Below are 20,102 nucleotides of genomic sequence, written 5' to 3'. Positions count from 1 at the left end.
GCTGCAGCGCAGCCCCGGCGGTGTGTGGCACCGGCCTTGCCGGTGATCGCGAGCTGCGCTCGCTCCTACAGGTGTACCAGCGCGGCTGTCAGCCGGCCACGAAGTTCGGCGGCGACACCAGCTCGACGGTCTGCTGCTTGCGCGGCGCCAGGATTTCAGCCACGCCCTCGACCACCAGCTCGTCGTTCTGGTTGTACACGTTGGTGGCGATGCGCACCTTGAACTTGGGCAGTTTCTCGAGAATTTCCAGGCGCACGGTCAGGCTGTCGCCAATCTTCACAGGCTTCTGGAAGCTCATCTGCTGGCCCAGGTAGATGGTGCCAGGGCCGGGCAGGGTGCACGCCACTGCCGCGCTGATCAGGGCGCCGCTGAACATGCCGTGGGCAATGCGTTCCTTGAACATGCTCTTGGCGGCGAATTCGGCGTCCAGGTGCACTGGGTTGTGGTCGCCGGACATGGCGGCGAACAGCTGGATGTCGCGCTCTTCTACGGACTTCTTGTATTCGGCTTTCTGGCCGACTTCGAGGGCTTCGTAAGGCGTGTTGGTGACCTGGGTCATCGGAGCTTCCTTAAAGGGCGGACGAGGGCCGCTATCATTCACTGCGGGCAGGGCGGCCTAGGGCCAGCGCCTGCTCCAGCCAGGCGATTATATCGCCGGTGACCTCGTCGCGATTGAGTTCATTCAGCACTTCATGCCGCGCTTGAGGATAGACGCGCAGCCGTACGTGTCGATTACCGGTCGCGCGCAGGGCATCGGCCAGGTGGGTGAGACGCTTGCCAGCACTCACCGGATCACATTCGCCGCCGATGACCAGCATCGGCAGGTTCGGGTCGATCTGCGCAAGGTTGCGTGGCTGGCTGATATGCGCCAGCCCTTGCAGCAGGTCGAGCCATAGCTGGTTGCTGCAGCGAAAGCCGCATAGGGGGTCGTTGATGTACTTGTCCACCTCGGCCGGGTCGCGGCTGAGCCAGTCGAAGGCCGTGCGGTTGGGCTTGAAGGCCTTGTTGAACGCGCCAAACGACAGCCACTCGATCAGCGCGCTCTGGCCCAGCGGGCCCTGGCGCCAGGTTTCCAGCCGGGCGATCTGGCGCGCCACGCGGTACAGAGCCGGCGGCTGGAAGTTGGAGCCGCTGAGGATTGCCCCGTGCAGGCTGCCACTGTGGTGCAACAGGTAGGCCTGGGCGATGTAGCTGCCCATGCTGTGGCCAAACAGGAACAAGGGCGTGCAGGGAAATTGCTGGCCAATGTGCTGGGCCAGCAGCCCCAGGTCGTTGACCACGGCATTCCAGCCATGATGCCGGGCGAACAGGCCGAGGCTGCCCTGCTCGGCGCTGCGCCCGTGGCCGCGCAGGTCTGCTGCCAGCAGGGCGAAGCCGTGTTCGCTCAAGGCCTGGCCCAGACGCTGGTAGCGCCCGGCATGCTCGGCCATGCCATGCGCCAGCAGCACCACGGCCTTGACCGGCGTGGCCGGCAACCATTGGTGCACGTACAGGCTGCAGTGCGCGCTGGCAGGCAGCCAGAAGGCATCGTGGGGCATGGCGAGTCCTTGGGTGCGAAGGGTACCCGCACAGTGTATGCACAACCGTGCGAATTGCAGGAAGGGCACAAAAGAGATTCACAATGTTAATGGCGGCACTTGGCGTATATGCCACCTCGGGGTTACCTGCTAACGTCGCTGCAACGCCCGTTCGCCACCCGGTGGACGGGGCAGGGAATCAGCACGGGCTCAGGCAGAGGAACAATAATAAATGCAAGCCGACTTCTGGAACGACAAGCGCCCGGAGGGCGTACCTTCAACCCTGGACATGCACGCCTACGCCTCGGTGGTCGAGGTGTTCGAGCGCTCCTGCAAGCGCTTCGCCGGCCGCCCGGCCTTCAGCAACCTGGGCGTGACCCTGAGCTACGCCGAGCTCGAACAATACTCGGCAGCCTTCGCCGCCTGGCTGCAGCAGCATACCGACCTCAAGCCTGGCGACCGTATCGCGGTGCAGATGCCCAACGTCCTGCAATACCCCATCGCCGTGTTCGGCGCCCTGCGCGCCGGGCTGGTCGTGGTCAATACCAACCCGCTGTACACCGAGCGCGAGATGCGCCACCAGTTCAAGGACGCCGGCGCCCGCGCCCTGGTGTACCTGAACATGTTCGGCAAGCGCGTGCAGGAGGTATTGCCCGACACCGGCATCGAGTACCTGATCGAGGCCAGGATGGGCGATATGTTGCCTGCCGCCAAGGGTTGGCTGATCAACACCGTGGTCGACAAGGTGAAGAAGATGGTGCCGGCCTACCACCTGCCCCAGGCCATCCCTTTCAAGCAGGTGCTGCGCCAGGGCCGCAACCTGGCCCACACGCCGGTGCCGCAGGCGCTGGGCGACGTCGCCGTGTTGCAGTACACCGGCGGCACCACGGGCCTGGCCAAGGGCGCCATGCTCACCCATGGCAACCTGGTGGCGAACATGCTGCAGGTGCTGGCCTGCTTCGCCCAGCGCGGCCCGGACGGCCAGCAACTGATCCGCGAAGGCCAGGAGGTGATGATCGCGCCGTTGCCGCTGTACCACATCTATGCCTTCACCGCGAACTGCATGTGCATGATGGTCACTGGCAACCACAACGTGCTGATCACCAACCCGCGCGATATCCCAGGCTTTATCAAGGAACTGGGCAAGTGGCGGTTTTCCGCGTTGCTGGGCTTGAACACGTTGTTCGTTGCGCTGATGGACCACCCCGGTTTCCGCCAGCTGGACTTCTCGGCATTGAAGGTCACCAACTCGGGCGGCACGGCGCTGGTCAAGGCCACTGCCGAGCGCTGGGAAGAGCTTACCGGCTGCCGCATCGTCGAAGGCTACGGCCTGACCGAAACCTCGCCGGTGGCCAGCACCAACCCCTACGGCCAGCTGGCGCGCCTGGGCACGGTGGGCATGCCGGTGCCGGGCACGGCGTTCAAGGTGATCGACGACGAAGGCAATGAGCAGCCCCTGGGCGAGCGCGGCGAGTTGTGCATCCAGGGCCCGCAGGTGATGAAGGGCTACTGGCAGCAGCCCGAAGCCACGGCCCAGGCGCTGGACGCCGACGGTTGGTTCAAGACCGGCGATATTGCCGTGATCGACCCGGACGGCTTCACCCGCATCGTCGACCGCAAGAAGGACATGATTATCGTCTCGGGCTTCAACGTGTACCCCAATGAAATCGAAGACGTGGTGATGGGCCACCCGCAAGTGGCCAATTGCGCGGCTATCGGTGTGCCGGACGAGAAGTCGGGGGAGGCGGTGAAACTGTTCGTGGTCGCGCGCGAGGGCGGGGTGAGCGTGGAAGAGCTCAAGGCCTACTGCAAGGCCAACTTCACCGGCTACAAGGTGCCCAAGCACATCGTGCTGCGCGAGTCGCTGCCGATGACGCCGGTGGGCAAGATTTTGCGGCGGGAGCTGCGTGATATCGCCTGATACTGGTTTAGCCTTCGCGGGGCAACCCCGCTCGGTGTGTAGGAGCGGGCTTGCCCCGCGAAGGCCCAACAGGTGCTCTAACAGGCGCATCACAGCCCGATTCGCGACATTTTGGTTAAATACTCTAAAAATGACCTGTATCGTTCATTGAGTCATTTTTGTGACTGCAAGGCCTGTCTTGGCCCCTAGGCGACCCCAAACAAAGCTGTTACTCTCGGCCCGCTTTCAGATGATCAGGTTTGCAACCAACCCTCATCTCATATCAATAATAAACGCATCGACGCGTGAATCGAACTTCGCTGTTGCTGAAGGAGTGGGCTTCCATGATCGAACATTTTTGGAAGGATAAATACCCAGCCGGGATCACGGCGGAAATCAATCCTGACGATTTCCCCAACATCCAGGCGGTACTCAAGCAATCCTGCCAACGCTTTGCCAACAAACCGGCCTTTAGCAACCTGGGCAAGACCATCACCTACGGCGAGTTGTACGCGCTGTCGGGCGCCTTCGCTGCCTGGCTGCAGCAGCACACCGACCTCAAGCCGGGGGACCGGATTGCCGTGCAACTGCCCAACGTCCTGCAATACCCGGTCGCCGTGTTCGGCGCCCTGCGTGCAGGCCTGATCGTGGTCAACACCAACCCGCTCTACACCACGCGGGAAATGGAACACCAGTTCAACGACTCCGGGGCCAAGGCCTTGGTGTGCCTTGCCAACATGGCCCACCTGGCCGAGAAGGTGGTGCCCAAGACCCAGGTCAAGCACGTCATCGTCACCGAAGTGGCCGACCTGCTGCCACCGCTCAAGCGCCTGCTGATCAACAGCGTGATCAAGTACGTGAAGAAGATGGTGCCGGCCTATAACCTGCCGGGCGCCGTGCGCTTCAACGACGCCCTGGCGCTGGGCAAGGGCCAGCCGGTTACCGAAGCCAACCCGCAGGCCAACGATGTGGCGGTGCTGCAGTACACCGGTGGCACCACAGGCGTTGCCAAGGGGGCGATGCTCACCCACCGCAACCTGGTGGCCAACATGCTGCAGTGCCGCGCCCTGATGGGCTCGAACCTGCAGGAAGGCTGCGAGATACTGATCACGCCGCTGCCGCTGTACCACATCTATGCCTTTACCTTCCATTGCATGGCAATGATGCTGATCGGCAACCACAACGTGCTGATCAGCAACCCGCGCGACCTGCCGGCCATGGTCAAGGAACTGGGCAAGTGGAAGTTCAGCGGTTTCGTTGGCTTGAATACCTTGTTCGTCGCCCTGTGCAACAACGAGGCGTTCCGCGCGCTGGACTTCTCGGCGCTGAAAATCACCCTGTCCGGCGGCATGGCCTTGCAGTTGAGCGTGGCCGAGCGCTGGAAAACCGTTACCGGTTGCGCCATTTGCGAAGGCTACGGCATGACCGAAACCAGCCCGGTGGCAGCGGTGAACCCGGCCGAGGCCAACCAGGTGGGCACCATCGGCATTCCGGTGCCGTCTACCCTGTGCAAGGTGATCGACGATGCGGGCAATGAACTGCCCCTGGGCGAGGTCGGCGAGCTGTGCGTGAAGGGCCCGCAGGTGATGAAGGGCTACTGGCAGCGTGAAGACGCCACCGCCGAGATTCTCGACAGCGAAGGCTGGCTGAAAACCGGTGACATCGCCCTGATTCAGGCCGACGGCTACATGCGCATCGTCGACCGCAAGAAGGACATGATCCTGGTGTCGGGCTTCAACGTGTACCCCAACGAGCTCGAAGACGTGCTCGCCGCCTTGCCGGGCGTGCTGCAGTGCGCGGCGATCGGTGTGCCGGACGAAAAATCCGGCGAGGTGATCAAGGTGTTCATCGTGGTCAAACCGGGCATGACCCTGACCAAGGAACAGGTGATGGAGCACATGCGTGCCAACGTCACCGGCTACAAGGTGCCAAAATTCATCGAGTTCCGTGATGCCTTGCCGACCACCAACGTGGGCAAGATCCTGCGCCGTGAGTTGCGCGATGAAGAGTTGAAGAAGCAGGGCCTGAAGAAGATCGCTTGATTGACCTCGTGGGCCCTTCGCGGGGCAAGCCCGCTCCTTGTAGGAGCGGGCTTGCCCCGCGAAGGGCCAGTACAATCAGCGCAATTTCTCCAGCATCTGGTAGTACCACATCCCCGCCGCCAGCAGCGGGTTCCCCAGCAAATCCCCCATCGGCACCCGCACGTGCTTGCACGCCGCGAAGGTGTCGAACTGCTCCAGCGCCCCGGTCAACGCCTTGGCCATGATCTCGCCCATGATGTGGCTGGTGGCGATGCCGTGCCCGGAGTAGCCCTGGCAATACCACACGTTTTCCGACAGCTTGCCCAGTTGCGGGATGCGGTTGACCACGATGCCCATGGCGCAGCTCCACTGGAACTCGATTGGCACGCCCTTGAGTGCGGGGAAGGTGCGCTCGATGCACGGGCGCAGCTCGCCTTCGATGTCGCGTGAATCCTTGCCCGAATAGTTGGCGCCGCCGCCGAACAGCAGGCGCTTGTCGGCCGTCAGGCGGTAGTAGTCGAGGACGAAGCGGCAGTCGTACACCGCCAGGTCCTGCGGGTTGATCTGCTCGGCCAGCTCACCCAGCGGCGCGGTGGTGACGATGCCACCCATGGCCGGAAAGATCTTGCCCTTGAGCTGGCGTTTTTCCAGCCTGTGATAGACGTCCCCGGCCAGCATCACCTGGTGCGCCTCGACCCTGCCGTGGGCGGTGACCACGGCCGGGCGCGGGCCGTGGACGATCTCCAGCACTTCGGAGTTTTCGAAAATCAGCGCGCCCAGGCCGTGGGCGGCGCGGGCTTCGCCCAGGCACAGGTTGAGCGGGTGCAGGTGCAGGTTGCGCAGGTTCTTCAGCGCGCCCAGGTACAACGGGCTCTGCAGGTGTTCGGCAACGCCCTCGCGGTCGAGCAACTGAACCTGCTCGCCCATGCCACGGCGCTCGGCCTCGGCCTGGAAACTGCGCAGTTCCTGCATGTGCGACGGTTTCATCGCTGCATGCAGGTGGCCACGCTTGAGGTCGCAGTCAATGCCATAGCGTGCGACCCGCTGCTCGATGACCTGGTGACCGCGCCAGCGCAGGTGCCAGATGAAATCGTCCACCTCGCTGCCCAGGCGCTTGCGCATCTGCGTGCGCATGGCTTCGTCGCCCGAGAGGCTGCCGGTCACCTGGCCGCCGTTGCGCCCGCTGGCGCCCCAGCCGATGCGGTTTGTTTCGACGATGGCCACCTTCAGGCCGCGCTCGGCCAGTTCCACGGCGGTGGCGACGCCGGTGAAACCGCCGCCGATGATCGCCACGTCGACCTGCACCGTGCCTTTAAGCTGCGGGTAGGCGGTGTGGTCGTTGAGCGTGGCGCTGTAATAGGACGGCGCGCGCTGGGCCGGGCCGTCGTTCAATGCTGCGTTCATGGGTGTTCCTTGTTCTTGAAAGGGTAAGGCTCAGGCCTGGTGCAGGTACCAGCGCCAGTCCTGCTCGCTGACTTCGGCCATGAACTGGCGATACTCGGCGCGCTTGACCTTCAGATAAACGCCGAGGAAGGCATCGCCAAGGGCTTCGCGGGCCCACTCCGAGCGTTCCAGGGCATCAAGGGCGGTCAGCCAGTCGGTGGGCAGGTGTTCGATGGCCTGGGCATAGCCGTTGCCCTCGACCGGGGCGCCGGGGTCCAGCTGCTCGCGAATGCCGTAGTGGCTGGCGGCGAGAATGGCGGCAGCGGCCAGGTAGGGGTTGGCATCGGCGCCGCAGATGCGGTGTTCCACATGCCGGCTGTTGGCCGGGCCGCCCGGCACGCGCAGGCTCACCGTGCGGTTGTCGACCCCCCAGGTGGGCGCCAGCGGGGCATAGCTGTTGGCCTGGAAGCGGCGGAACGAGTTGGCGTTGGGGCAGAACAGCAGCAACGATTCGCGCAGGTGGCGCAGCATGCCGGCCACGGCCTGGCGCAGCAGCGGGGTGCCGGCCTTGTCGTCGCTGGCGAACAGGTTGTTGCCGGCACTGTCGGCCAGGCTCAGGTGCATGTGCATGCCGGTGCCGGCCAGTTGCGCGAACGGCTTGGCCATGAAGCAGGCCTGCATGCCGTGGGCATGGGCCACACCCTTGACCAGGCGTTTGTAGCGCACGGCCTGGTCCATGGCTGCCAGGGCATCGCCGTGTTCCAGGGTGATTTCCACCTGGCCCGGGGCGTATTCCGAGATCGCCGTGCGCGCAGGGATGCACTGGGCCTTGCAGGCGGCGTAGAGGTCGGCCAGGAAGGGTTCGATCTGCTCCAGCTCGCGCAGGCCATACACCTGGGTGCTGCGCGGGCGGCCGCCGTCGTTGTCCAGCGCAGGTTGCGGGCGGCCCTGGGCGTCGCGTTGCTGGTCGAGCAGGTAGAACTCAAGTTCGCAGGCCATCACCGGGTGGTAGCCATCGGCCTTGAGCGCTTCGACGGTGCGCAGCAGCACGTGGCGCGGGTCGGCGACGCTGGCCGGCCGGCCTTCGCTGGGGTGCATGCTGACCTGTACCGCCGCGGTTGGCACGCGGCGCCAGGGCAGGCGAACCAGGCTGCCCTCCAGCGGGTAGGCGCGGCAATCGATGTCACCCACGTCCCAGACCAGGCCTGAGTTTTCCACGTCGTCGCCATTGAGGGTCAGGCCCAGGATGGTACTCGGCAGCGGGCGACCGCTCTGGAACACGGCCAGCAGTTCCTCGCGGTGCAGCAGCTTGCCGCGGGGCACGCCGTTGGCGTCGAGGATGAACAGCTCGAACAGTTCGATATCGGGGTTTTCAGCCAGGAAACGGCTGGCCTGCTCTACAGGTGCAAAGTGCATGATGGTTTCGCTCACGAGGGCATGGAACCTGCGCGCAGGCGCGGTCCAGTCGAGTCAAACGGCCAGGTGCTGGCCGGGTTTGGTCACGAACAGGTGGGCGAATGATCCGGTGGGCGGGCGTGGCGGCAGTGCCACAGGGCCCAGAAGGCGAGGATGATGTGCACCAGCGGATTTTCCCCGGCACGGGTCCGGGCCTTCGGCAGCGAAGGGCGGGACGACGGAGGGGCGATCGGCTGGGCGGGGGTCATGCCTTTGATACTCACATGCGGCGTAAGGTTGATTAAAGCAGTGAATGGCAACCTTTACATCGTGGTTGGCTAAACATTCTCTTTGCCTGTGCCGGCCCTTTCGCGGGGCAAGCCCGCTCCTACAGATTCAAAACCTGTAGGAGCGGGCTTGCCCCGCGAAAGGGCCGGTACAGGCAGCAGAGAACCGGCAAATCTGCGACAATCGCCCAACTTTCCGAATGCCGATCATGAAAAAGCAGGCCCACCTGCATCACTAAAAAGCCCCATGACTGACCACGCCATCGACAAACTGCTGCAAAACCTCGACCACGCCATGATCGCCGACCGCCATCGCCTGCGCCGGCAACTGCATGAACTGCGCAAGCGCCCAGACGAGGCCAAGCTTGCCCAGTGGGTGGAAAAGGTCCAGGCCTCCTGCGCCCAGGTCACCGCACGCCAAAACAGCGTGCCGCGTATCCGCTACGACGACAGCCTGCCGATCGCCGCCAAGCGCGACGACATCAAGAAGGCCCTGGCCGAGCACCAGGTGCTGGTGATCGCCGGTGAAACCGGTTCGGGCAAGACCACCCAGTTGCCGAAGATCTGCCTGGAACTGGGCCGTGGCAGCCATGGCCTGATCGCCCACACCCAGCCGCGCCGGATTGCTGCGCGCAGTGTCGCGGCGCGGGTGGCCGAGGAGCTGGGCACGCCGCTGGGTGGTTTGGTGGGCTACCAGGTGCGTTTCGAAGACCAGAGCGATGCCAACACCCTGGTCAAGCTCATGACCGACGGCATCCTGCTGGCCGAAACCCAGCACGACCGCTTCCTCGAACGCTACGACACGATCATCGTCGACGAAGCCCACGAGCGCAGCCTGAACATCGACTTCCTGCTCGGCTACCTGAAAACCTTGCTGCACCGCCGCCCGGACCTGAAGCTGATCATCACCTCGGCGACCATCGACCTGGAGCGTTTCTCCAAGCACTTCGACGGCGCGCCGATCATCGAGGTGTCGGGCCGCACCTTCCCGGTGGAAACCTGGTACCGCCCGCTGACCAGCGAGCAGGACGAGGAGGGCAACCAGGTCGAGGACGACCTCACCGTCGACCAGGCCATCCTTGCCACCCTCGACGAGATCGCCCAGCACGAGCGCAGCGTGGGCAAGGGCCCAGGCGATGTGCTGGTGTTCCTGCCGGGAGAGCGGGAAATTCGCGATGCCGCCGAGATCCTGCGCAAGGCGCAGTTGCGCCATACCGAGATCCTGCCATTGTATGCGCGGCTGTCGCCGGCCGAGCAGCAGCGCATATTCCAGGCCCACACCGGGCGCCGCGTGGTGCTGGCCACCAACGTTGCGGAAACCTCGCTGACCGTGCCTGGCATCCGTTACGTGATCGACACCGGCACTGCACGCATCAGCCGCTACAGCTACCGCGCCAAGGTTCAGCGCCTGCCGATCGAGGCGGTGTCCCAGGCCAGCGCCAACCAGCGCAAGGGCCGCTGCGGGCGGGTTGAGCCGGGCATTTGCGTGCGCCTGTACAGCGAGGAAGACTTCAACGGCCGCCCGGCGTTCACCGACCCCGAGATCCTGCGCACCAACCTGGCGGCGGTGATCTTGCAGATGCTGCACCTGCGCCTGGGCGCCATCGATGCCTTCCCGTTCATCGAGCCGCCGGATGGCAAGGCCATCAGCGACGGTTTCAACCTGCTGCAGGAACTGTCGGCGGTCAATCGCGAGAACCAGCTGACGCCGATCGGCCGCCAGCTGGCGCGCCTGCCGATCGACCCGCGGCTGGGCCGCATGCTGCTCGAAGGCGCCCGCCAGGGCAGCTTGCAGGAAGTGCTGATCGTCACCAGTGCGCTGTCGGTACAAGACCCGCGTGAGCGCCCGCCCGAGCGCCAGCAGGCTGCCGACCAGGCGCATGCCCAGTGGAAGGACGTCGACTCCGACTTCGCCGCGCTGGTCAACCTGTGGCGCGGTTTCGAGGAGCAGCGCCAGGCGCTGACCGCCAACCCGCTGCGCAACTGGTGCCGCAAGAACTTCCTGAATTACCTGCGCCTGCGTGAGTGGCGTGATGCCCATCGCCAGCTGGCGCTGATTTGCCGCGACCTGCAGCTGACGGTGAACAAGGAGCCGTCCGACTACCTGAAGGTGCACAAGGCGATCCTCAGCGGCCTGCTCAGCCAGATCGGCCAGAAGACCGAGGAAGGCGACTACCAGGGTGCCCGCCAGCGGCGCTTCTGGGTGCACCCGTCTTCTGGCATTGGCCGCAAGCGCCCACAGTGGGTGATGGCCGCGGAGCTTGTGGAAACCACCAAGCTGTATGCACGCATGGTGGCCAAGATCGAACCGGACTGGATCGAGCCGCTGGCCGGGCACCTGGTCAAGAAGAACCACTTCGAACCGCACTGGGAGAAGAAGCGCGGGCAGGTGGTGGCCTATGAGCAGATCACCCTGTACGGGCTGATTCTGGTGGGGCGCCGTCCGGTGCATTTCGGCCCGATCGACCCGGTCACTTCGCGCGAGCTGTTTATCCGCGAAGGCTTGGTCGGCGGCGAAATCCAGTCGCGGGCCAAGTGCCTGGCGGCAAACAAGCGCCTGCTCGAACAGCTCGATGAGCTTGAAGCCAAGGCCCGCCGCCGCGACATCCTGGCCGACGAAGAAACCTTGTACGCCTTCTACGAGGCGCGCCTGCCGGCGGAAATTCACCAGACCGCGACCTTCGACAGCTGGTACCGCATGGGCAGCCAGAAGGATGCCAACCTGTTGATCATGCGCGAGGAAGACGTGCTGGCCCGCGAGGCCAGCGAAGTCACCGCCGCGCAGTACCCCGACAGCCTGCAGGTGGGCGAACTGCGCCTGCCGCTGACCTACCACTTCGAGCCGGGCCACCCCCGCGACGGCGTGACCGTGCGGGTGCCGGCGCCGCTGCTGCCGAGCCTGCCGGGCGAGCGCCTGGAATGGCTGGTGCCGGGCCTGCTAGAAGCCAAGTGCGTGGCGCTGGTGCGCAACCTGCCCAAGGCCCTGCGCAAGAACTTCGTGCCGGTGCCGGACTTCGTCAAGGCCTCCCTGGCGCGCATGACCTTCGGCCAGGGCGCATTGCCCCAGGCCCTGGGCCAGGAGCTGCTGCGCATGACCGGGGCGCGGGTGTCGGACGAGGCCTGGGCCGAGTCGGTGGAACTGGTGGAAGGCCACCTGCGGATGAACATCGAGGTGGTCGACGGCCAGGGCAAGTTCCTTGGCGAAGGCCGCGACCTGGCCGAACTGACCGCGCGCTTTGCCGCTGCCAGCCAAGCCGCACTGGCCGTGCCGCGTACTGAAAAGAACGAGCAGCCGGTGCAGGCCAAGGCCTTCAGCGAAGTGAAACAAACCGCCCAGCAGAATATCGCCGGCCTGTCGATGACGGTGTACCCGGCGTTGGTGGAAGAGGCCGGCACCGTGCGTGAAGGCCGCTTCTCGACCCAGGCCGAAGCGCAGTACCAGCACCGCCGCGCCTTGCAGCGTCTGTTGCTGCAGCAACTGGCCGAGCCTGCCAAGTTCCTGCGCGGCAAGTTGCCGGGGCTGACCGAACTGGGCTTGTTGTACCGCGAACTGGGGCGTATCGAGGCACTGGTAGAAGACATTCTGCTGGCCAGCCTGGACAGCTGCATCCTCGATGGCGAAACCCCGCTGCCCCGTGATGGCGCGGCCTTGGCCGGGCTTGCCGAGCGCAAGCGGGGCAGTTGGGCCGAGCATGCCGAGCGCCTGGCCCGGCAGACCCTGGAAGTGCTGAAACTGTGGCACGGCCTGCAAAAGCGCTTCAAGGGCAAGATCGACCTGAGCCAGGCCGTGGCGCTCAATGACATCAAGCAGCAGCTGGCCAACCTGGTGTACCCGGGCTTTGTGCGCGAGACGCCAGCAGTGTGGTTCAAGGAGTTGCCGCGCTACCTGAAGGCGGTGGAACTGCGCCTGGAAAAACTCGGCTCCCAGGTGCAGAAGGACCGGGTGTGGAGCGGTGAACTGAGCAACTTGTGGGCGCAGTACAAGGCCCGGGCCGACAAGCACGCCCAGGAAGGCAAGCGCGACGAGCAGTTGACCTTGTACCGCTGGTGGCTGGAGGAATACCGGGTGTCGCTGTTCGCCCAGCAGCTGGGCACCAAGGTGCCGATTTCCGACAAGCGTTTGAGCAAACAGTGGAGCCAGGTGGAGGGATAAACTTCCGCAGATGTGGCAATATTGATGCAATTTGGGCCGCGTTGCGGCCCTTGTGGGGGCGGGTTCACCCACGAACGAGGGCCACGCCCTCGCTCTCAAACTGGTACCAAGGTGCCATTAAGTTGCCATATTCCCAGCCAGCGCCCATGGCGATGGCCTTTGAGCAGAGGATCGATCGTGCATAACGTCGTGATCAGCGGCACCGGCCTGTATACCCCGGCCCAGAGCATTTCCAACGAAGAACTGGTGGCCTCCTTCAACGCCTGGTCAGCGCAGTACAACCAGGACAACGCCGCCGCCATCGAACGTGGCGAACTGGAAGCTGCCCCGGTTTCCGACGCGGCCTTCATCGAAAAGGCCTCGGGCATCAAGAGCCGCTTCGTCATGGACAAGGCCGGCATCCTCGACCCGCAACGCATGAAGCCGCGCCTGCCCGAGCGTTCCAACGACGAGCAGTCGATCCTCTGCGAAATGGGTGTGGCTGCCGCGCGCCAGGCGCTGGAGCGTGCTGGCCGTACTGCCGCCGATGTCGATGGGGTGATCGTTGCCTGCTCCAACCTGCAGCGCCCGTACCCGGCAATTGCCATCGAGGTACAGCAGGCGTTGGGCATCGACGGCTTTGCCTTCGACATGAACGTGGCCTGCTCGTCGGCCACCTTCGGCATCCAGACGGCCGCCAACAACGTGCAACTGGGCCAGTCCCGCGCCGTGCTGGTGGTGAGCCCGGAAATCTGCACCGGGCACCTGAACTTCCGCGACCGCGACAGCCATTTCATCTTTGGTGATGCCGCCACTGCCGTGCTGGTCGAGCGTGCCGACCAGGCCAGCTCCAAGCACCAGTTCGATATCCTCGGCACCAAGCTGAAAACCGCGTTCTCCAACAACATCCGCAACAACTTCGGCTTCCTCAACCGCGCAGCGGAAGAGGGCATCGGTGCGCGCGACAAACTGTTCGTGCAGGAAGGGCGCAAGGTGTTCAAGGAAGTTTGCCCGATGGTTGCCGAACTGATCGGCACGCACCTGGGCGAGCACAACCTGCAGCCTAGCGACGTGCAGCGCTTCTGGCTGCACCAGGCCAACCTCAGCATGAACCACCTGATCGTCAAGAAGCTGATGGGGCGTGAGGTGAACGAGCACGAGGCACCGGTGATTCTCGACCGTTATGCCAATACCAGTTCGGCGGGGTCGGTGATCGCCTTCCACCTGTACCAGGATGACCTGGCGCAGGGCTCGCTGGGGGTGCTGAGCTCGTTTGGCGCGGGGTATTCGATTGGTAGCGTGATTCTGCGTAAACGCTGATTGAATGGGCGCCGCGTGCGGCGCATCGCGAGCTGCGCTCGCTCCTACACGGACCGGTAGGAGCGAGCAAAGCTCGCGATGCGCCCGAAAGCAAAAAAAGGCAGGAAATGCTGGATGGGGTCAGCATTTCCTGCCTCAGAGTGAAGCAGAGGAGAGTGTTGCTTAGAACTTGGCTTCCAGGTCCACCTGCAGGGTGTCGACGCTGGCGTCGCTGTTCGGCAGGTTGGAGTAGTCGGTCTTGGCCATCAGGTAGGCCGCGCCCAGGGCGAAGTTCTTGTCGATTTCGTAACCCACTTTGAACTTGTGGCCACGGGAACCGGTGAAGCCGTTGCCGAAGTCGGAGTCGGTGAACAGGCTCACGACACCGTTACGCTGTACGTCGCGGTAGTTGTAGTCCAGGCTCCAGGCACCCAGCTTGGTCTTCAGACCGGCCAGCCAGGCAGTGTCCTTGCCATCGGTGCTTTCGGTGTTCTTCACGTACTGGCCGTAAGCCGACAGCGGGATGGCGAAGCCGGTGAAGTCCACTTGGCCAAAGCCTTCCACCAGGTTGAACTCGTCGGTGGTGTTGCCCAGCGAGCGCAGCAGTGCCGAGGCCTTGTCGTTGTCGTAGCCATACAAGCTGGCACCGACGGTGACCTTGACGGTGTCAGCCGCGTTGAACTTGGTACCCAGCTGGGCAGCGTACAGCTGTGCGTCGTGCTTGTACTGCACGCCGTCGCCGTCGACGTTGTCCTTCAGGTTGTAGTGGCCGATGCTGCCGAACACTTCGGCAGGGCCGAGGTTGGTCTTGTAGGTGGCTGCCACGCCTTCTGGGTTGATGTCGCTGTCCCAGATGATGTCGCCCATGCTCACCCACGGCTGGTTCATCTTACCGCCGATCAGGTGCAGGTTCGGGATGGCAGTCGGGTGCCAGTCGAGGTAGGCCAGGTCGACCCACAGGGCTTTCTTCTCGAAGTAGTTGTCCAGGCTCTGGTTGGTCGAGCGGGCATCGGCGCTGCTGCCGGTGGCCACACGCACACCGGCGTCGACTTGCGGGTTGATCTCGCTGTAGAAGCCGACGCGGGCACGCACGCGCTCGCGGTCCTGGTTGGGGCTGCGGGAGATCGGGTTGTCGACGTTGACGTCTTCGTAACGCAGGCGCACGTCACCCTTGATTTGGGTCTTGGCGGCCCATGCCACTTTCTGTTCGAAGGAGCTCATACGGTCGGACTGAGCTTTTTGCGCGGCCTTTTCCTTGGTTTCCTGTGCCAGGTCGCCCTGCAGTTCGTTGTACTGCGCCTGGTTGATCGAGCCGTTGGCGCGGAGCATTTCGAGCAGCTTGGCGTCGACGGCCGCACTGGCCGGAGTGCTCAGAGCCAGCATCATGCCGGTGAGGCTCACTCCGGTAAGTGTAGAAACAAGACGCATAAGGTTCTCCCTACTGAAAAGATTTGGGGAGGCTCAAGCGGCCGCCCCCATGTTGGCATGTCTTCGGAAAGGGCCTGACTAGACAGGTTCTGGGGTTCCGGAAAACAGGCGCAAGTATTGCGGGGGCAAATGACAGAATAATGTCTAATTAGTGGCACTGTTGTTAAGTAATTGAGAGCAAAGGGGTACGGCAGGCAGATCGTCATTTGAGTGAGGGGCGGTTGATCGCCGATACTGGTGGCTTGAAAGGGAGAGCCGAAACCGTGACCAGCCTCTACAGCCTTGCCCATCTGCGCGACCTGCCGGCGGCCACCTGGGATGCCCTGGTGCCCGCTGGCCAGCCATTTCTGCGCCATGCCTTTCTCAGTGCCATGGAAGACAGCGCCAGCGTTGCGCGCAGCACCGGTTGGGCCGCCGAACACCTGGTGCTGGAGCACGAGGGCGAGGTGCGGGCCCTGCTGCCGGCCTATCGCAAATGGCATTCCTATGGCGAGTACGTGTTCGACCATGGCTGGGCCGACGCCTGCGAGCGCGCCGGCATCGCCTATTACCCCAAGCTGCTGGGCGCGGTACCGTTCAGCCCGGTCAGCGGCCCACGCCTGCTGGCCCGCGACCCGGCCGATGGCCTGTTGATTCTGCAGGCCCTGCCCGAGTACCTGGGCAAGGCGGGCTTGTCTGGGGCACACATCAACTTCACCGACCCGGCGCTGGATACGCAGATGGCGAGCTTGCCCGGCTGGATGGAGCGCCTGGGCTGCCAGTTCCACTGGCGCAACCGCGGCTACCGCGACTTCCAGGACTTTCTCGACACCTTGAGCTCACGCAAGCGCAAGCAGATGCGCAAGGAGCGCGAGCAGGTGGCGGGGCAGGGCATCGACTTTCGCTGGTACCGGGGCGATGAGCTGAATGAGGCGCAGTGGGACTTCGTGTTCCTGTGCTACGCCAACACCTACGCGGTGCGCAGGCGTTCGCCCTACCTGACGCGGGAGTTCTTCAGCCTGCTGGCCGAGCGCATGCCCGAGGCGGTGCGGGTGGTGATGGCGCGCCAGGGCGGCCGCGACGTGGCCATGGCCCTGAGCCTGGTGGGCGGCGACAGCCTGTTTGGCCGCTACTGGGGGTGCCTGGACGCATTCGACCGGCTGCATTTCGAGACGTGTTTCTACCAGGGCATGGACTTTGCCATTGCCGAGGGGTTGCAGCGCTTCGATGCCGGGGCGCAGGGTGAGCACAAGCTGATTCGCGGGTTCGAGCCGGTGCTGACGCGCTCGTGGCATTACCTGCTGCACCCAGGGTTGCGGCGGGCAGTGGAGGAATTCCTGGTGCAGGAGCGGGAAGGGGTGCGGGGGTATACCGAGGAGGCCAGAGCGATGCTGCCGTACCGAAAGGATTGAGGACTGGGTTGGCTTCTTCGCGGGGCAAGCCCGCTCCTGTAGGAGCGGGCTTGCCCCGCGAAAGGGCCGCAAAAGGTGTCAATCGACCCCGACAAACCCCCCGGTCTGGTGATGCCACAGGCGGGCATACAGCCCCCGCTGCTCCAGCAGTTCACTGTGGCTGCCACTTTCGACGATACGCCCCTTGTCCAGCACCACCAGCCGGTCCATCCGGGCGATGGTCGACAGCCGGTGGGCGATGGCGATTACTGTCTTGCCCTGCATCAGCGTTTCCAGGCTTTCCTGGATCGCCGCCTCAACCTCCGAGTCCAGCGCCGAGGTTGCCTCGTCCATGATCAGGATCGGCGCATTCTTCAGCAGCACCCGGGCGATGGCGATGCGCTGGCGCTGGCCACCCGACAGCTTGACCCCACGCTCGCCCACATGGGCATCGAAACCGGTACGGCCCTGGGCGTCGGACAACTGCGGAATGAATCCGTCGGCTCGCGCCCGGCGCACCGCCTCGCGCATCTGCGCTTCACTGGCGTCGGGGCGGCCATACAGCAGGTTGTCGCGAATCGAGCGGTGCAGCAAGGAAGTGTCCTGGGTAATCATGCCAATCTGCGCGCGCAGGCTGGCCTGGTTGACCTCGGCGATGTCCTGGCCGTCGATCAGAATGCGCCCACCCTGCACGTCGTACAGGCGCAGCAGCAGGTTCACCAGGGTCGACTTACCCGCCCCGGATGGGCCGATCAAGCCGATTTTTTCGCCCGGGCGGATATCCAGGTTCAAGCCTTCGATCACGTTGGCCGCCTTGCCGTAGTGGAAGTCCACATCGTCGAAGCGTACCGCGCCGCGGCTGACCTTCAGCGCCGGCGCCTGGGGCTTGTCGGTGACGGTGACCGGCTGGGCGATGGTCTGCAGGCCGTCCTGGACCATGCCGATGTTTTCGAAGATGCCGTTGACCACCCACATGATCCAGCCCGCCATGTTGACGATGCGGATCACCAGGCCCGTGGCCAGGGCGATGGCGCCCACGCTGATCAGCGACTGGCTCCACAGCCACAGCGCCAGCCCCGTGGTCACCACCACCAGCAGGCCGTTGAGGCTGGTGATGACGGCGTCCATGCTGGTGATAACCCGCGATGCCAGCTGGGTTTTCTCGGTTTGCTCGCTGATGGCCTCCCGGGCGTATTGCTGCTCATGGTCGGTGTGGGCGAACAGCTTGAGCGTGGCGATGTTGGTGTAGCCGTCGACGATGCGCCCCATCAGCTTGGAACGGGCGTCGGAGGAAATCACCGAGCGCTCCTTCACCCGCGGCACGAAGTAGCGCAGCGCCGCGATGTAGCAGGCGATCCAGGCCAGCAAGGGCAGCATCAGCCGCCAGTCGGCCTCGGCGAACAGCACCAGTGAACTGATCGCGTAGATCAGCACGTGCCACAGGGCGTCGACGGCCTGCACCGCAGAGTCGCGCAACGAGTTGCCGGTTTGCATGATGCGCTGGGCGATGCGCCCGGCGAAGTCGCTTTGGAAGAAGTTCAGGCTCTGCTTGAGCACGTAGGTGTGGTTCTGCCAGCGAATCAGGCTGGTCATGCCGGGGCTGATGGTCTGGTGCACCAGCAGGTCATGCAGGCCGAAGAACAGCGGCCGCAGCAGCAGGATCACCACCAGCATCCAGATCAGCTCAGTGCTGTGCTCGCTGAAGAAGTTGGGGTTGGGCGCGCCTTGGGCCAGGTCGATGATGCGGCTGAGGTAGCTGAACATCGCCACCTCGATCAGCGCGGCCACCAGGCCGACCACCAACAGGGCGAGAAAGCTGGGCCACACCTGGCGCAGGTAGTACCGGTAGAACGGCCAGACCTGGCTGGGCGGCGACTCGCTGGGCGCGTCGCGGAAAATGTCGATCAATTGCTCGAAACGGCGAAACAACATGGGTGACAAGACTCCTGTAAGACCCGACCGGTGAAGGGCTCACGTCCGTGTGAAGTCCCGTGGTCAGTCGATGCGTTTGGCAGATTTGATATACACCGGGTCGGCCGGCACGTCGCGCATGCCTTTCTTCACGGTGGTGGGCGAGTTGACGATCTGGTCGACCACTTCCATGCCCTGGGTCACCTTGCCGAATACGGCGTAACCGGCGTCGCGGCCAGGGTTGAGGAAGTCATTGTCGGCAACGTTGATGAAGAACTGGCTGGTGGCCGAGTTGGGGTTGGAGGTGCGGGCCATGGCCAGGGTGCCGCGGGTGTTCTGCAGGCCGTTGCTGGCCTCGTTCTTGATGGGGTCCTTGGTGTCTTTCTGCACCATCTGGTCAGTGAAGCCACCGCCCTGCACCATGAAGCCCGGAATTACCCGGTGGAAGATGGTGTTGTTGTAGAAACCGCTGTCCACGTAGGCCAGGAAATTCTTGGTGCTGACCGGCGCTTTTTCGGCATTGAGCTCGATGGTGACCTGGCCGAAGCTGGTATCCAGCTGGACGTGCGGGGTCTTGTCGGAGGCCATGACGCCGGTGGCGAAGGCAACCGAGCAGGCGGTGAGCAGAAGTTTTTTCAGCATGGGCTCAATGATCCTTGAGAGGTGGATGCCGCTGCGAGGAACTGCAGCAGGGTCTGGTTGAAGACCTCGGGTTGGTCGAGGGGCGTAGCGTGCCGGGAATCGTCGATGACGACCAGCCTGGCGTTGGGCATCAGGGCGACGTAGCGCTCCTTGAGTTGTATCGGGGTGTAATCATGGTCGGCGGCGATCACCAGGGTGGGACAGCGAATCTGCCCGATGCGTTCCTGCACGCCCCAGTCGACGATGGCGTCGAAGCTCTTCAGGTAGGCGCGCTTGTCGTTGCGTGCCCAGCGTTCGGCCATCTTGCGCCGAAGCTCGCCTTGTTCGGGCTTGGGGAACAGCCGCGCGGCCAGGCCCTGGCCCACCGTCTCGACGCTGAGCAGGCGCGCCAGGCCCCAGCGCTTGAGCCACCAGACCCAGTCGCTGCGGGTACGCCGCTTGACCTCGGGGGCGCTGTTGACGATGCACAGGCTGCGCAGCCATTGCGGGTGGTCGACGGCGAACTGGAAGCCGACCATGCCACCCATGGACAGGCCGACGAAATGCACCGGGCCCGTTTGCAGGTGTTCCAGCAAGGCCAGCAGGTCGGCGCTGAAGGTGGCGATCTGGTAGCCGTCGCGGGGCTTGTCGGAGCGGCCGTGGCCGCGGATGTCCATGAGGATCACCCGGTAGTGGCGGGCCAGCTCCGGCACCTGCAGTTCCCAGTCCTGGCTGCTGGAACCCAGCCCGTGCAGCAGCACCAGGGGCTCACCCTGGCCGTATTCCTGATAATGCAGCGAGCATCCTTCATGTTCGAAATAGGCCATGGGCGCGGTCC

13 protein-coding genes are annotated in these 20,102 nt (G+C 64.2%); 5 read left to right on the top strand and 8 right to left on the bottom strand.

Features of this window, described 5'->3' with window-relative positions:
• Positions 1-88: 88 nt before the first annotated feature.
• Both F3J44_RS26275 and F3J44_RS26270 read right to left on the bottom strand, forming a co-directional pair.
• Positions 89-559 (bottom strand): MaoC family dehydratase, encoded by a 471-nt coding sequence (locus tag F3J44_RS26275; RefSeq protein WP_167059635.1) that lies wholly within the window; start codon positions 557-559, stop codon positions 89-91.
• Positions 560-593: 34 nt separating this feature from the next.
• The gene (locus F3J44_RS26270; protein ID WP_167277368.1) at positions 594-1,538 is read right to left on the bottom strand and encodes an alpha/beta hydrolase; all 945 of its coding nucleotides are present in this window, start codon (positions 1,536-1,538) and stop codon (positions 594-596) included.
• Positions 1,539-1,749: 211 nt separating this feature from the next.
• Here F3J44_RS26270 and fadD2 point away from each other — a divergent pair, with 211 nt between their 5' ends.
• Entirely contained in the window at positions 1,750-3,438 is a 1,689-nt protein-coding gene (fadD2, locus tag F3J44_RS26265) for a long-chain-fatty-acid--CoA ligase FadD2 (protein WP_167277366.1), read from the top strand.
• A gap of 326 nt (positions 3,439-3,764) precedes the next feature.
• The gene (gene fadD1 / locus F3J44_RS26260; protein ID WP_370526793.1) at positions 3,765-5,459 is read left to right on the top strand and encodes a long-chain-fatty-acid--CoA ligase FadD1; all 1,695 of its coding nucleotides are present in this window, start codon (positions 3,765-3,767) and stop codon (positions 5,457-5,459) included.
• A 75-nt stretch (positions 5,460-5,534) separates the two neighbouring features.
• Here fadD1 and F3J44_RS26255 read toward each other — a convergent pair whose 3' ends face one another.
• On the bottom strand, positions 5,535-6,842 hold the full coding sequence (locus F3J44_RS26255; RefSeq protein WP_167277362.1) for an FAD-binding oxidoreductase: 1,308 nt from the start codon (positions 6,840-6,842) through the stop codon (positions 5,535-5,537).
• 30 nt (positions 6,843-6,872) lie between these two features.
• Positions 6,873-8,252 carry a glutamine synthetase family protein gene (locus F3J44_RS26250; protein ID WP_205300196.1) on the bottom strand — a complete coding sequence of 460 codons (1,380 nt, stop codon included), beginning with the start codon at positions 8,250-8,252 and terminating at the stop codon, positions 6,873-6,875.
• Positions 8,253-8,750: 498 nt separating this feature from the next.
• On the opposite strand from F3J44_RS26250, the gene hrpA reads away from it, so the two are divergent.
• On the top strand, positions 8,751-12,656 hold the full coding sequence (gene hrpA, locus F3J44_RS26245; RefSeq protein ID WP_167277360.1) for an ATP-dependent RNA helicase HrpA: 3,906 nt from the start codon (positions 8,751-8,753) through the stop codon (positions 12,654-12,656).
• A 177-nt stretch (positions 12,657-12,833) separates the two neighbouring features.
• Entirely contained in the window at positions 12,834-13,955 is a 1,122-nt protein-coding gene (locus F3J44_RS26240) for a beta-ketoacyl-ACP synthase III (RefSeq protein ID WP_167277358.1), read from the top strand.
• A 162-nt stretch (positions 13,956-14,117) separates the two neighbouring features.
• Here the strand turns inward: F3J44_RS26240 and F3J44_RS26235 are convergent, their stop codons facing one another.
• The gene (locus F3J44_RS26235; RefSeq protein ID WP_167277356.1) at positions 14,118-15,362 is read right to left on the bottom strand and encodes a putative porin; all 1,245 of its coding nucleotides are present in this window, start codon (positions 15,360-15,362) and stop codon (positions 14,118-14,120) included.
• Positions 15,363-15,625: 263 nt separating this feature from the next.
• Between F3J44_RS26235 and F3J44_RS26230 the strand changes: the two genes are divergently transcribed.
• A complete protein-coding gene (locus F3J44_RS26230; protein WP_167277354.1) occupies positions 15,626-16,753 on the top strand; it encodes a GNAT family N-acetyltransferase in 1,128 nt (375 codons plus the stop codon).
• 78 nt (positions 16,754-16,831) lie between these two features.
• Here F3J44_RS26230 and F3J44_RS26225 read toward each other — a convergent pair whose 3' ends face one another.
• From F3J44_RS26225 to F3J44_RS26215, 3 genes are all read right to left on the bottom strand, one after another.
• On the bottom strand, positions 16,832-18,664 hold the full coding sequence (locus F3J44_RS26225; RefSeq protein ID WP_167277352.1) for an ABC transporter ATP-binding protein: 1,833 nt from the start codon (positions 18,662-18,664) through the stop codon (positions 16,832-16,834).
• 63 nt (positions 18,665-18,727) lie between these two features.
• Positions 18,728-19,285 (bottom strand): peptidylprolyl isomerase, encoded by a 558-nt coding sequence (locus F3J44_RS26220; protein ID WP_167059665.1) that lies wholly within the window; start codon positions 19,283-19,285, stop codon positions 18,728-18,730.
• A complete protein-coding gene (locus tag F3J44_RS26215) occupies positions 19,279-20,091 on the bottom strand; it encodes an alpha/beta fold hydrolase (RefSeq protein WP_167059668.1) in 813 nt (270 codons plus the stop codon). The genes F3J44_RS26220 and F3J44_RS26215 overlap by 7 nt, the downstream gene beginning before the upstream one ends.
• Between the last annotated feature and the right edge of the window lie 11 nt (positions 20,092-20,102).

The sequence above is a fragment of the Pantoea sp. Tr-811 genome, from assembly GCF_011752535.1.
In the GTDB taxonomy this organism is placed as follows: Bacteria; Pseudomonadota; Gammaproteobacteria; order Pseudomonadales; family Pseudomonadaceae; genus Aquipseudomonas.
The sequence above is the reverse complement of the archived record's forward strand: the minus strand, read 5'-3'. Positions and strand labels throughout refer to the sequence as shown.